A 12,567-nucleotide genomic window follows, 5' to 3' on the forward strand; every position below is an offset into this window, starting at 1 on the left:
TGAGGCTTTGCAAAGGGTCTCTCCGCTGGTATGTTCTTTATTTGTTCTCTATTGCCTAATGAGTCAATCGGACTCGCAAAAGAGTCTTTGTTGATTTCCGCCGAGAACTGACCCGGGATTGAGGGATTTTTCCATCGAGAAGTGACCCATGTTTGAACCCACCCCTGCTTGATGAGCGCAGGGGACATTGGAGTGATAGACATGGCGTTACTGAGCGTTATCCGGCGCTGGCATCTGCGGGATGGACTTTCGATCCGGGAGATTGCGCGGCGTACGGGACTGTCGCGGAACACGATCCGCAAATACCTGCGATCCGACGAGGTCGAGCCTCGCTTCAACGTGCCGGAGCGGCCGAGCAAGCTCGATGCCTATGCCGAGCGGCTGTCGGCCTGGCTGAGGACGGAAGCGAACAGGCCGCGCAAGCAGAAGCGCACGATCAGGCAGTTGCACGCCGACCTGATGAGCCTCGGCTACGAGGGTTCTTATGGCCGTGTCGCCGCCTTTGCGCGTGCCTGGAAAGAAGAGCGTCAGCGCCAGATGCAAACGAGCGGGCGCGGTACCTTCGTGCCGTTGGCATTCGAGCCCGGCGTAGCCTTCCAGTTCGACTGGTCGGAAGACTGGGCGATGATCGGCGGCGAGCGCACCAAGCTGCAGGTTGCGCACTTCAAGCTCAGCTACAGCCGTGCCTTCATGGTGCGGGCCTATCCGCTGCAAACGCACGAGATGTTGTTCGATGCCCACAACCACGCCTTCCGGGTTCTGGGCGGCGTTCCCCGGCGCGGGATCTACGACAACATGCGCACGGCGGTCAACAGGATCGGCCGCGGCAAGGAACGACAGGTCAATGCCCGCTTCTCGGCCATGGCCAGCCACTATCTGTTCGAGGCCGAGTTCTGCAATCCGGCCTCGGGCTGGGAGAAGGGACAGGTCGAGAAGAACGTCCAGGATGCCCGCCACCGGTTGTGGCAGCCGATGCCGCGCTTTCAATCGCTGGAGGCGCTGAACGACTGGCTGGAGCGGCGATGCCGGGAGCTGTGGCAACAGATCCCCCATGGCCTCAGACCCGGAACGGTCGAGGACATCCGGGCCGAGGAGGCTCAGTTCCTGATGCCGATGCCTCGGCTCTTCGACGGCTTCGTCGAATACACCAAGCGGGCCTCTCCGACCTGCCTGGTCCATCTGGAGCGCAACCGCTACAGCGTGCCGGCATCCTTCGCCAACCGCCCTGTCAGCCTCCGGGTCTATCCGGAACGGATCGTGGTTGCCGCCGAAGGGCAGCTCATCTGCGAGCACCGCCGCATCATCGAGCGGTCGCACGACCGTCTTGGCCAGACCGTCTACGATTGGCGGCACTATCTGGCGGTCATCCAGCGCAAGCCGGGAGCCTTGCGTGCGGATTTCGGAAAGTCGGGACAGTGGTTCCGCTAATTCCCGGACAGCAGTTTCGCTAATGTCGGGACAGTTTGGCGGCGATGGTCCTTGGTTGCCTGGTTGTCGTTACGGGTGATTGATTTCGCCGTTTTCGCCGCCGGTCAAGAGGGGCGCGGTTTTTTGCTTCCGCATGCTCTCGCCCTGGAGTTCGATACGATGGGCATTGTGAACGAGGCGATCCAAAATGGCATCGGCGACGGTGGGGTCCGCGATGAGGTCATGCCATTTGGCCACGGGGGTTTGAGCGGTGATGACGGTGGATTTGCGCCGGTAGCGCTCCTCGACGATTTCGAAGAGATGGAAGCGCTGCTGGTCCGACAGGCTATGCGTGCCGAAGTCGTCGAGAATGAGCAATTGGACGCGGATAAGTTTGTCGATGAGACGAGGGAAGCGGCCGTCGAGGCGGGCAAGCGCCAGGTCCTCGAACAGGCGTGGCGCGCGCGCATAGAACACGGAATGATCGAGGCGCGCCGCCTGCCGCCCGATGGCGCAGGCCAACCATGATTTCCCGGTGCCGGTCTGGCCTGTCAGGATCAGATTCTCATGCGCCTTCAGCCATTCGCCTTGGGCGAGCGCCATGACGTTGCGCCGGTCGAGGCCGCGTGAGGCGGTAAAGTCGATGTCCTCGATGCAGGCTTCGGGGAAGCGCAGCTTTGCGGCGGCGAGCCGGTTCCTGACGCGCTTGTCGGCGCGCATGGCGATCTCGCGATCGAGCATCAGGCCGAGCCACTCGTCGCGGCCGAGTTCGGCGACGCCGTCCTGTTCGGCCAGTTCCCGCCAGGCGGCGGCCATGCCGTTCAGCCCGAGGGCCTGCATCTGGTTGAGGGTGGGATTGGTCAGCATTGTCGTCTTCCTTTCCTTTACTGGTAATAGGTGTTGCCGCGGATATTGGCGTGCGTCGGCACCGGCCGCGCTGGTTCAGGGGTAGGCGGTGCCCGGTCGAGGCCGGATTTGAGGATGGCGTTGACCGAGGAGTAGGCGATCGCGTTGATGGAAAGCGCCCGCTCGCAGGCGGCGTCGAGGCGCTCCGGGCCATAGCGTGGAGCCAGCGACAGGATGCCCATGGCCGAGCGGTATCCCTGTTCCGGATGCGGCCGGTCGCGCATCATGCGCTCGACCAGGATGGCGGCGTTGGGTCCGATCCTGGCGGCGCGCCCGATCAGGTCGGCCGGCGTGGTGTTGGCGTAGCGCTGATGCGCCTTGGGCATATGGGCATTGACGGTGACATGGCCGGAACGCTGCGAGCGGCGAACATGACTGGCGACGCGCTGGTGGTCGTGGAATATCTCGACCACCCTGTGGGTGAGCCGCACCTCGACCGTGCTGCCGATCAGCCGGTGCGGCACGGAATAGAACGTCCTGTCGACCTCGACATGGTAATCGGGATGGACCTTGGCCGACTTCCATTCGGCGTACTCGAAGGGTGTCGCTGGCAACGGCGCCAGGGCCGCCCGTTCGATCTCCTCGAACAGTTCGCGGCGGCTCTTGCCGACATGGCGCATCGGTCGATCGTTCAGCTCCGTCACCAGTTCGGCGATGGCCGTGTTAAGCTGGGAGAGTGAGAAGAAGGTCTGGTTTCTGAGCCGGGCGAGGATCCAGCGCTCGACGATCAGCACTGCACCTTCGACCTTGCCCTTGTCGCGCGGCTTGCGGCTGCGGGTCGGCAGGATGGTGGTGTCGTAATGCTCGGCCATGGCCGCGAAGGTCGCGTTCAGCGTCGGCTCGAACCACAGCGCCTTGGCAACGCCCGCCTTCAGATTGTCGCAGACAATGGCCCTGGTGACGCCGCCGAAGAAGGTGAGAGCCCGCACCTGGCCGTCGATCCAGTCGGGCAGCTTCTGGCTGGAACTGGCGAAGGCGAAGGTCAGGTTCGAGGCGCCCAGCACCGCGACGAAGATCTGGGCGGCGCAGACGACGCCCGTAATGGGGTCGATCACCGGCACCGTATGGCCGGCGTAGTCGGTCTGCATCACCGCGCCCGCACGGTGGCGATGGCGGAAGCTCGCGTTCACCCGGTGCTCGAAGGCGGCGTAGCGCTCGCAAAACCAGGTATAGCCGTAGCCGTCGGGATGGGTGGCGCGATATTCTTGCCACAACAGCGTCAGCGTCACGCCCTTGCGCTTCAGTTCCCGGGCAACCAGTGCGAAGTCCGGCTCGCGCTGATCGCGCGGCGGACGGCCGACACGACCAAACAGCAGCCGCTCGAGCGCCGCGTCATCGGCATGGGCCGGCGGCAGCGGCCACTTAAGTCCGGCCTCCCGCGCTCGCAGCAGGTAGGTCGAGACCGTCGTCTTGCTGATCTTCAGCCGTTCCGACACCTCGCGCACCGACAGACCCTGTTCATGGGTCAGGCGCAGGATCGTGCGTATATCCCTCACTGTCGTTCGTCTCGCTTGCTTCCGTCTTGGCATGGCCCCTCGCTACTCATCGTGAGGGGCCAAACTGCCAGAACGGCGCAGCCGAGAACCGACCGCCAAATCCGATCCCGGAACTGTCCGGGATTTAGTGAAATCGCTGTCCGCGAATTACTGAAATTGCTGTCCGGGGTTTACCGGAATCCGTGTCCGGACATTAGCGAAACCCGCAAGCCTTGCGCAACGGCGCGCCCTTCACCGAACTGCCCGAAGCCTTCAAGCGGCTGCAGCAGCACCTGCTCAGGAAGCCCGGCGGCGACCGGGAGATGGTCGAGATCCTGGCCCTTGTCCTGCAGCATGACGAGCAGGCCGTGCTGGCGGCAGTGGAGATGGCACTCGAGGCCGGCGTCCCCACCAAGGTCCATATCCTCAATCTCCTGCACAGGTTGGTCGATGGCAGGCCGCTCTCGACACCAGTCGTGGATGCACCGCAGGCGCTGAGCCTGGCCAAGGAGCCGCAGGCCAATGTCGAGCGCTACGATGCGCTGCGCCAGGCCAGGGAGGTGCGCCATGCGTCATGATCCCGCCAGCGGCGCCATCGTCATCATGCTCAGAAGCCTGAAGATGCACGGCATGGCGCAGGCCGTCGCCGAGCTCACCGAACAGGCCGCTCCCGCCTTCGAGGCCGCCATCCCGATCCTGTCGCAACTGCTCAAGGCCGAGATGGCAGAACGGGAGGTCAGATCCACCGCCTATCAGCTCAAGGCAGCCCGCTTCCCCGTCTATCGCGACCTGGCCGGCTTCGACTTCGCCAGCAGCGAGATCAACGAGGCCCTCGTGCGCCAGCTCCATCGCTGTGCGTTCATGGCGGATGCCAACAACGTCGTGCTTGTCGGAGGTCCAGGCACCGGAAAGACCCACATCGCCACCGCTCTCGGCGTGCAGGCGGTCGAGCATCATCGCAAGCGTGTCCGCTTCTTCTCCACCGTCGAACTCGTCAACGTGCTCGAACAGGAGAAGGCCCAAGGCAGAGCAGGTCAGATCGCCAATCGGCTCGCTCATTCCGATCTCGTCATCCTCGACGAACTCGGATACCTGCCCTTCAGTGCATCAGGCGGAGCGCTGCTGTTCCATCTGCTGAGCACCCTCTACGAGCGCACCAGCGTCGTCATCACCACCAATCTCAGCTTCAGCGAGTGGGCTACCGTCTTTGGTGACGCCAAGATGACAACCGCGCTGCTCGATCGGCTGACCCATCACTGCCACATCCTGGAGACCGGAAACGACAGCTTCCGCTTCAAAAACAGTTCCGCCCAGGCCCCAGCCAAAAAGAAGGAGAAAGCCGCGCCCTTGACCAAAACCTGAGACCCAAACCATACATGAAGGCGGGTCACTTCTCGGCGAAAATCCCGGGTCAGCTCTCAGCGGAAATCAACATTCAACCTCCGAGCCGCTCGCAAGTTATTTTCGCTGGCATATATAGGTAAGACGAATATGGCAATGCATTTGAGCCTGAGGATGCGTAAGATAGTTTTTTCCCGGCGTGCATAGGAGCCGACAGGCGGCACGGCAAGGGGAGCGGCCGTGCGAGCCACGGTCCGTGTGGTCGTGACGATGTTCATGGCGGTGTCCTTCGAGCGAGAGTGTCCGCCCCGCTCCCCGACACTCTCTGCCCCGGCAAGGCCGCACCCCCTGACCCCGCTCTCTCCCTTGCGCGGCGAGTTAAGCAGCTGGCAAAGCTTCTATTCAAGTCTGCTAGCGGTCGGCTTTTGTCTCAAAGGTCACAGCTTCGTTTCGATGGTTTGTGGAGTCATAAGCCCCCTATAGCGATCACTGGCCACACGAAACTTTATCAGAGCGAATAGCTGAAAGCTGCGCCATCCGGCACGGCCGACACCGGCCACGCGATTCACCAAGCGGCGACCGAGTTTCTTCACTTCCTTGAGCAGGGCAAGGTCATCACCACCGCAGCACTGCGCACGACGATGACCGACAGCTTTAGTGGTACGGATGCGCAAGGCTTCTGGATCTAGAAGGGCGCCTATGAGGCGCTCGAAGCCGCGCAGGTCCAATTTCTCCACCGCTTCGGATCGACGATCCTGTCTCGCCCACCCTCGCTGCAGGCGGCGCTGGCGACGATGAAACGCGTCGCCGAACTAGCCGCCTATCGCAGGTTCGTGCTTCAGCACTCTAATTTGGATGCTCTGGCTGGTCTGTTTCGCGCTTTCGCGTTCGGCACCGCCTGTTGCATGGGACGCTTCCTGTTGAGCCCCGTGCAGGGAAGACGGCTCGTGTTGGTGGAATGTGCGCGCAAGGTCATGTAGGCGAGCACGTTCGACGCGGCGGCGTCGAGGATGGCAGCGAGCTTCGGAACCTTCGGCCGAATCTGGTCGGCGACGGCTCGCCAATGGGTGCTTGAGGCCTCAGGCGTCTATTGCGCGAATGCGGTGGCGATGAAGGCGGAGACGACGCGTCTGCTGCTCTTGCCGGCGTGGGCGACCTTCATAGGCGCCGGAGACGGCGAGCTTTACCGCCGCGCAGACCATCGGAACCTTGACCTGATCGGACGCGGCTACTAAGAGACTGCAACTTTCTGCCAAAGGTTACACGCTCAGGCAGAGGTATTTTAGCTCGACGTAGTCATCGATACCGTACTTCGAGCCCTCACGTCCCTGGCCTGATTGTTTTACCCCACCAAAGGGAGCCACTTCGGTGGAGATTAGGCCGGTATTTATACCGACCATGCCGTATTCGAGCGCCTCGGCGACGCGGAAGATGCGCGACATATCCTTGGCGTAGAAGTAAGAGGCCAGGCCAAATTCCGTATCATTTGCGATGGCGATTACTTCCTCCTCATCGTCGAATCTAAAGAGCGGCGCCACCGGTCCAAAGGTCTCCTCGCGCGCGACCTTCATCTCAGCCGTCACACCAGTAAGAACGGTCGGTTGGAAAAACAGCCCGCCGCTCACGTCCGGCTTGCCCCCAACAGCAATGGTGGCTCCTTTCGAAACAGCGTCCGCAATATGCTGCTCCACCTTTTTCAAAGCCTTTTTGTCGATCAGCGGGCCGGCATCGACGCCATCATGAAACCCATCACCGACCTTCATCGCGCTGACCTTCGCGGTTAGCTTCTCCGAAAAAGCTTCATACACGCCCGACTGCACGTAGATGCGGTTAGCGCAGACACACGTCTGGCCGTTGTTGCGGTATTTGGAGATCATTGCCCCTTCTACGGCCGCATCGAGATCCGCGTCATCGAACACGATGAATGGGGCATTGCCGCCCAACTCAAGGCCGAGTTTCATGATCTGATCCGCACCTTGGCGCATAAGGATGCGTCCAACCTCAGTTGAGCCGGTGAAAGTCAGCTTGCGCACCTTGTCGTTCTCGGTGAACTCCTTGCCAATGGAGGAGGAGTCCGTCGAACAGGATCACGTTGAAAATGCCCTCTGGGAGTCCCGCGCGCTCAGCGAGCACTGCCAGCGCCAACGCCGAAAGCGGCGTCTCTGCTGCTGGCTTGGCGATCACGGCACAGCCCGCCGCAACAGCTGGTGCCATCTTACGTGCAAGCATTGCGTTTGGGAAGTTCCACGGGGTGATTGCCGCAACAACCCCGATTGGTTGCCGGACCACAAGAATACGCTTGTCGGGCTGATGTCCCGGTATCGTGTCACCATATACCCGCTTGGCCTCTTCGCCAAACCATTCAACATAGGCCGCACCGTAAAGGATTTCGCCTTTAGCTTCCGCCAATGGTTTTCCCATCTCCATCGTCAGAATTACAGCAAGATCATCGGCGTTGACGACCAGAAGATCGAAGAGCCTGCGCAGGACGGAGGCGCGCTCTTTGCCGGTCTTCCGGGCCCAGGCCCTTTGCGCGGTGTAGGCCGCTTCGATAGCGCGTGCCGTCTCCGCCCGGCTCATATCTGGCAAGGTAGCGATCACCTCGCCAGTCGATGGATTTGTCACCTCAAAAGTCTTGCCGCTGTCGCTGGCAGCTATCCACTTCCCTGCGATCAACGCCTTGTCGGTGACGAGAGACGCATCTTTCAGCTTGGAAAGTAGTTTGTTTGAGTGTCAATCACCACTGAATCGGGACCCTGGTTTTTCGCGCAAAAGGGACCCCGGCTTTGGAGTGCGCCCCTGAGGGTGGACAGTTTAGGATTTCGGGATTGACCCAGTCGGCCGGGTTTTCGGAAAGAAGGCCATGGCAAGATATCGCACTCACAGCATCGAGTTTAAGCGGCAGGTCGCGCAGGAATATCTCGCCGGCGAGACGCTGCACGGACTGTCCAAGCGCCACGACATTCAGCGCCAGCTGATCCGGGTCTGGGTTCGTAAATACGAAGAAGGCGCTCTTGATGAAGATGCGCAGGCCGCCGATCTGATCCAGGAATATGAAGCCCGCATCGCTGCGCTGGAGCGGCTTGTCGGCAAGCAGGCTCTCGAACTGGAGTTTCTAAAGGGGGCTCTGAGAAGCGCACCGCCGCCGAGAAGCGGGACTACGTCCGCCATCACCGGCCCCGTGGCGTCTCCGTCGCGCAAGGATGCAGGCTGATGGGGATCGCGCGCTCGACCCATTACGATTGCGCTGAGCGACCAACCGACGACACGGCGATAGTCGAAGCCATGTTCGAGGCCTGTGACGAGTTCGAAAGCTATGGCTACCGTCGTGTCGGCGCCGCGTTGCGGCAGCTGGGCCTTGTCGTCAATCACAAGAAGATCCGGCGCCTGATGCGTGAGCACGGCCTGCAGCCGAAGGTTCGGCGGCGGTTCGTCACCACGACCGACAGCGGTCACGGTTCGCCAATCTATCCGAATCTGGCCCGAGACGTTCTGCCGACCGGGCCGAACCAGCTCTGGGTTGGCGACATCACTTATGTGGCGCTGCCCACGCGCTTCATCTACGTCGCCATCATTCTCGACGCCTGGTCACGCCTCGTTGTGGGCTATGCCATCGGCCGATCCATTGATGCGCGCCTGACCGTGGCAGCTCTTAAGATGGCGATTGCCCGCAGACGGCCGCCACCCGGCTGCATTCATCATTCCGATCGCGGGGCCCAATACGCAGCGGAGATCTATCGAAAGGTCCTGGCAGACGCCGATCTGATCGGGTCGATGGGGCGTAAGGGCAATCCCTATGACAATGCCAAGGCCGAGAGCTTCATGAAGACGCTCAAGGTCGAGGCCGTTTACCCGATGGCGTTCGAAACCTTCGAGGACGTCACCGAGCATCTTCCTCAATTCATCGAGGAAGCCTACAACAAGCGAAGGCTACATTCGGCGCTGGCATATCTCAGCCCGCAACAGTTCGAGGATCAACACATCCGGCAGACCGGTCAAAACGCCGCCTGATCACTCGTCCACCCCAAGGGGCGCACTCCAAAACGGGGTCCTCATTCCATGAAAAGTCACACTTTAAGCCTTACAGCAGCTTGTCGGGGGCGTATTGTGTCTGATCAGGATGCAGGTCGAAGGCCGGCATCAGACGCATCGACGTGTTGCGATCGCCGGACGAACGCCGCCGCTCGCGAGTAGGCGACCAGCCGAACATTCGCCGGTAAGCCCTGGAGAAGCTTGCGTAAGAGGTGAAGCCGCAAGCGTCGCTGACCGTTGGCAGATTCATATTAGTGGATCGCAGAAGCTTCCGGGCGCGTGACAATCGCATCGACTGATAAACGTCAGAGGCTGTCGAGGAGAAGTGGACACGGAAGAGCCGATCCAACTGTCAACGGGAAACGCCAATTTTCGAAGCTATTTCGGTTATCGGCAAGGGCAACGCGATGTTATGTTCCATAAGGCGGCAGGCGCTGTTGATCTGTGCCGGTAACGTGTTGTCGGCCATAACGAGCACGCCGCTCTGTTGCTCTTTCTCGTCCCGTATCGAAGGAGCCTGGAGCAGGTTGGCGCATCGGAGCGCGTGATTGATCCCCAAATCCCTTTTGATAATGTGCAGCATGAGATCGAGGCTCGTGAGCCCACCCGCGCAACTAGCCCTGCGTTCGTCGCACGTGAAGACGTTGCTGACGAAATTCACGTTTGGGAACATCTTCGCGTAGATCGGCAGGTTCGCGTAGTGGGCGGTTACGGTGAACCCGTCAAATGCTCCGCTATGGGCAAGATGATAGGCTCCGGCTTCCATGCTACCGATGCACTTACCATAGCGGGCTAGCCGCCGCAGCTTACGCTGGGTGCTCTCGTTGACATATTGCTGAGGCTTGAAGCTTCCACAGACGAGCAGCAGATCGAATTCGGTGACTTCCGAGAAGGTTATGTCTGCTTTCAAGGTCAGACCGCAACTTGACGGGACCTCCATGGAACTATCAGTGGCAACTTGCCACTTGTAGAACGGCGAATCTATCAGCGAATTGGCAACGCGCAAGGTGTCGATCGCCGTCGCAACGTTGGTGAGGGAGAACTCGGGCGTCAGTAGAAAAACGATATGATACATACCCCGGCTCTCCGAAAAAACGCGACGAGCGTGAAGCAGTCGCTCCCCCGAATTCCGCATAAGATGGGATAATATACGTGAGGATACTAGTGGCCGGTGCCGGCTTGGCCACCATGTCAACGGCTTGGAGATTGGAGCGGTACGGCCACACGGTCCATGTGGTCGAAGCCTCCAACCGCGTCGGCAGCAAAACCTAGTCGCAGAACCTAGCCAATGGAGTCATCGAACGCCGCGGCAAGTTCATATTCCGGACCGACCACCGTCTGAGTGAGGTAAGCGCGCAACTCGAACCGCGACCACAGCGCACGCCATCACCTTCAGCAGGTGATGGCGGCTGAGAAGCTGGCGCTGTCATGACAACCTCGCATGATCGAAGGGCTTCCTCTCGCTCGTTCATGCTGCTGCCGGCCGGATTCGATGATCGCATTGTTAGCCGGTCGGCGCCAACTGCTTTCCGCCGTCCACGAATAAGGTTTCGCCGGTGATGTAGTCCCCTGCGGGAGAGGCGAGGAACGCCACGCAGTTCGCGACCTCGTTGGGTTTACCCATTCGCCCCATAGGCAATGTCGCGACCGTCCGGTCGACGGTCGCTCGGTCATAGTTCGCCAATCCATGGGTGTCGATGATGCCGGGTGCTACCGAGGTGACGTTTATCCCGTATCGCGCCCACTCCGAGGCAAGGGTTTTGGTCAAGTTGATGACGCCCGACCTCGCCGCCGCCGCGTGGGCATATCCAGGCGCCCCGCATTCAATCGAGAGCACGATGTTGATTATCTTGCCGGGCAAGCCACGGGCGATGGCGTGTCGCGCGAACGCATGAGACATCAGCCACGTGCCGGTCAGGTTCAGATCGACCACCGCGCGGAAGCCGTTTGCGGTGATATCGAGAGCCGGGGCCGAAAACTGGCCACCAGCGTTGTTGACGAGAATGTCGATGCTATCGTCTGTGGCTCGGAAATCGTCAAAGAGGCAGGCGACCTGGTCTTCCTTGCGGATGTCCACCTGTTTCCATTGCGCGGCGATGTTGGCAGATTTCAGCTTGTCAGCCGCCGTGGCAAGCGTCTCTCGCGAACGAGAGACGAGGATGACCGAGGCTCCAAGCCGACCGAGTTCTTCGGCAATCGCAAGTCCGATCCCTGTGCCGCCGCCTGAGATCAAGGCTGTCCGCCCTGCGAAGAGCGAATCGGCGAAGATGGACTGCATGGGGTCTGTCGTATCCCTTGGCGAAACAGGGCAAGCCGCACCGGGCTCGCCCCTTGCCGATCACTGCTGAAGCTGGAATTTCTGCCAGTCGGCTTCGTATTTGGCCAAGTAGGAAGCAGCCTCCTCGTCGTTGAAGATCACGACCTCCTTCATGTTTTCCGGATGGGTGACGAGCCGGGTTGCCTCCTCCGGGGAAGCCTTCGCCGCGGAGCTTTCGAGCACGGGACCGTAGGCGCCGATCGGAACGAGCCGGTCCTGCGCCTCTGCGCTGATGGCATAATTGATAATTTCCATCGCGAGGTCCTTGTAGGGCGAGCCCTTCGGTACAACCAAGACGTTGCCCCAGACTATGCCGGTCGGCATGTTCATCGCCACTGGAGCACTGTTCTTCTGAGCGTCCAATATGCGGCCGTTCCACGCCATTGCCAGGACGACCTCTCCGGTAGAGAGCAACTGGGGCGGCTGGGCGCCGGAAGTCCACCAGGCGGCAACGTGCGGCTTGATCTCCTCGAGCTTCTGGAACATCGTCCGGACCTTCTCTTCCGTAGCTGGATAGATCTGATCCAGGGGGACGCCTGCCGCCCGGAGCGCCGCTTCGTAGTTGTAGTACATACGCGCGAACAGGCTTCTCGGTCCGGGGAAATCCTTTACGTTCCAGAAGTCTTCCCAGGTCTTCGGAGCCTTGTCCTGGGCGAATGTATCGGTGTTGTAAGCAACGACAGTCGAGCCGGTGCTCGTATAGACGCCGTGTTTCGCCATCCAACGGTCGGCGAGCCCTTCGTTCTTGATGATGCCGTAGTCCATCGGCTCGAGCAGGCCGTCGGTGCCACCCTGGTAGAGCCATTGCCCACCCACGGTCACGAGATCCCATTCGACCGCGCCAGCTTCGACTTGTGCCTTGATCTTCGCATAAGTGGTCGGCGACGCCTCCTGGAACGACAGACCTTTCTTTTGCATGAACGGTTCCACGAACGCGCGCTTCTCCATTTCCTGCAACGTACCTCCCCAGGAGCAGAAAACGAATGGCCTGGCTGGTTGAGCCTGTGCTGCCTGCTGTCTCATCGGCATGACGGCTGTGATGCCCGCTGCCGCTCCTACCGTTAGTACGCTTCTTCTGTTGATCATGGT

General features: G+C 60.8%; 12 protein-coding genes and 4 pseudogenes. 7 read left to right on the forward strand and 9 right to left on the reverse strand.

Features of this window, described 5'->3' with window-relative positions:
* Positions 1-201: 201 nt before the first annotated feature.
* A pseudogene (istA, locus tag ACTDI4_RS22760) lies at positions 202-1,392 on the forward strand (IS21 family transposase); the annotation flags it as partial.
* Between the two features lie 105 nt (positions 1,393-1,497).
* Here istA (ACTDI4_RS22760) and istB (ACTDI4_RS22765) read toward each other — a convergent pair.
* The gene (istB, locus tag ACTDI4_RS22765; RefSeq protein WP_442843474.1) at positions 1,498-2,274 is read right to left on the reverse strand and encodes an IS21-like element helper ATPase IstB; all 777 of its coding nucleotides are present in this window, start codon (positions 2,272-2,274) and stop codon (positions 1,498-1,500) included.
* A gap of 17 nt (positions 2,275-2,291) precedes the next feature.
* Entirely contained in the window at positions 2,292-3,842 is a 1,551-nt protein-coding gene (gene istA, locus ACTDI4_RS22770) for an IS21 family transposase (RefSeq protein WP_442843475.1), read from the reverse strand.
* Positions 3,843-4,006: 164 nt separating this feature from the next.
* On the opposite strand from istA (ACTDI4_RS22770), the pseudogene ACTDI4_RS22775 reads away from it, so the two are divergent.
* Together ACTDI4_RS22775 and istB (ACTDI4_RS22780) are read left to right on the forward strand one after the other, a co-directional pair.
* Positions 4,007-4,366: pseudogene (locus tag ACTDI4_RS22775) on the forward strand (IS21 family transposase); the annotation flags it as partial.
* Positions 4,356-5,150, forward strand: coding sequence for an IS21-like element helper ATPase IstB (gene istB, locus ACTDI4_RS22780; RefSeq protein WP_442843476.1), 795 nt, complete (start codon positions 4,356-4,358; stop codon positions 5,148-5,150). The pseudogene ACTDI4_RS22775 and the gene istB (ACTDI4_RS22780), both read left to right, overlap by 11 nt.
* 56 nt (positions 5,151-5,206) lie before the next feature.
* Here the strand turns inward: istB (ACTDI4_RS22780) and ACTDI4_RS22785 are convergent, their stop codons facing one another.
* Both ACTDI4_RS22785 and ACTDI4_RS22790 read right to left on the reverse strand, forming a co-directional pair.
* The gene (locus tag ACTDI4_RS22785; RefSeq protein WP_442843477.1) at positions 5,207-5,407 is read right to left on the reverse strand and encodes a hypothetical protein; all 201 of its coding nucleotides are present in this window, start codon (positions 5,405-5,407) and stop codon (positions 5,207-5,209) included.
* 159 nt (positions 5,408-5,566) lie between these two features.
* Entirely contained in the window at positions 5,567-5,866 is a 300-nt protein-coding gene (locus ACTDI4_RS22790) for a hypothetical protein (protein ID WP_442843478.1), read from the reverse strand.
* Between the two features lie 273 nt (positions 5,867-6,139).
* Here ACTDI4_RS22790 and ACTDI4_RS22795 point away from each other — a divergent pair, with 273 nt between their 5' ends.
* A complete protein-coding gene (locus ACTDI4_RS22795) occupies positions 6,140-6,364 on the forward strand; it encodes a hypothetical protein (protein ID WP_442843479.1) in 225 nt (74 codons plus the stop codon).
* A gap of 24 nt (positions 6,365-6,388) precedes the next feature.
* Here ACTDI4_RS22795 and ACTDI4_RS22800 read toward each other — a convergent pair.
* Positions 6,389-7,838, reverse strand: a pseudogene (locus ACTDI4_RS22800) (NAD-dependent succinate-semialdehyde dehydrogenase).
* 154 nt (positions 7,839-7,992) lie between these two features.
* Between ACTDI4_RS22800 and ACTDI4_RS22805 the strand changes: the two are divergent.
* Together ACTDI4_RS22805 and ACTDI4_RS22810 are read left to right on the forward strand one after the other, a co-directional pair.
* Positions 7,993-8,343 carry a transposase gene (locus ACTDI4_RS22805; protein WP_442843480.1) on the forward strand — a complete coding sequence of 117 codons (351 nt, stop codon included), beginning with the start codon at positions 7,993-7,995 and terminating at the stop codon, positions 8,341-8,343.
* Positions 8,331-9,140 (forward strand): annotated as a pseudogene (locus tag ACTDI4_RS22810) (IS3 family transposase); the annotation flags it as partial. The gene ACTDI4_RS22805 and the pseudogene ACTDI4_RS22810, both read left to right, overlap by 13 nt.
* A 70-nt stretch (positions 9,141-9,210) precedes the next feature.
* Here ACTDI4_RS22810 and ACTDI4_RS22815 read toward each other — a convergent pair.
* Together ACTDI4_RS22815 and ACTDI4_RS22820 are read right to left on the reverse strand one after the other, a co-directional pair.
* The gene (locus ACTDI4_RS22815) at positions 9,211-9,510 is read right to left on the reverse strand and encodes a helix-turn-helix domain-containing protein (protein WP_442843481.1); all 300 of its coding nucleotides are present in this window, start codon (positions 9,508-9,510) and stop codon (positions 9,211-9,213) included.
* Between the two features lie 3 nt (positions 9,511-9,513).
* Positions 9,514-10,236 carry a GlxA family transcriptional regulator gene (locus ACTDI4_RS22820; RefSeq protein WP_442843482.1) on the reverse strand — a complete coding sequence of 241 codons (723 nt, stop codon included), beginning with the start codon at positions 10,234-10,236 and terminating at the stop codon, positions 9,514-9,516.
* Between the two features lie 89 nt (positions 10,237-10,325).
* Here ACTDI4_RS22820 and ACTDI4_RS22825 point away from each other — a divergent pair, with 89 nt between their 5' ends.
* On the forward strand, positions 10,326-10,433 hold the full coding sequence (locus ACTDI4_RS22825; protein WP_442843514.1) for an NAD(P)-binding protein: 108 nt from the start codon (positions 10,326-10,328) through the stop codon (positions 10,431-10,433).
* Positions 10,434-10,665: 232 nt separating this feature from the next.
* On the opposite strand, the gene ACTDI4_RS22830 is transcribed toward ACTDI4_RS22825, so the two are convergent.
* A complete protein-coding gene (locus ACTDI4_RS22830) occupies positions 10,666-11,439 on the reverse strand; it encodes an SDR family oxidoreductase (RefSeq protein ID WP_442843483.1) in 774 nt (257 codons plus the stop codon).
* A 60-nt stretch (positions 11,440-11,499) separates the two neighbouring features.
* Entirely contained in the window at positions 11,500-12,564 is a 1,065-nt protein-coding gene (locus ACTDI4_RS22835; RefSeq protein WP_442843484.1) for an ABC transporter substrate-binding protein, read from the reverse strand.
* Positions 12,565-12,567 lie beyond the last annotated feature (3 nt).

The sequence above is a fragment of the Mesorhizobium sp. PUT5 genome, assembly GCF_052216645.1.
Classification (GTDB): Bacteria; Pseudomonadota; Alphaproteobacteria; order Rhizobiales; family Rhizobiaceae; genus Mesorhizobium.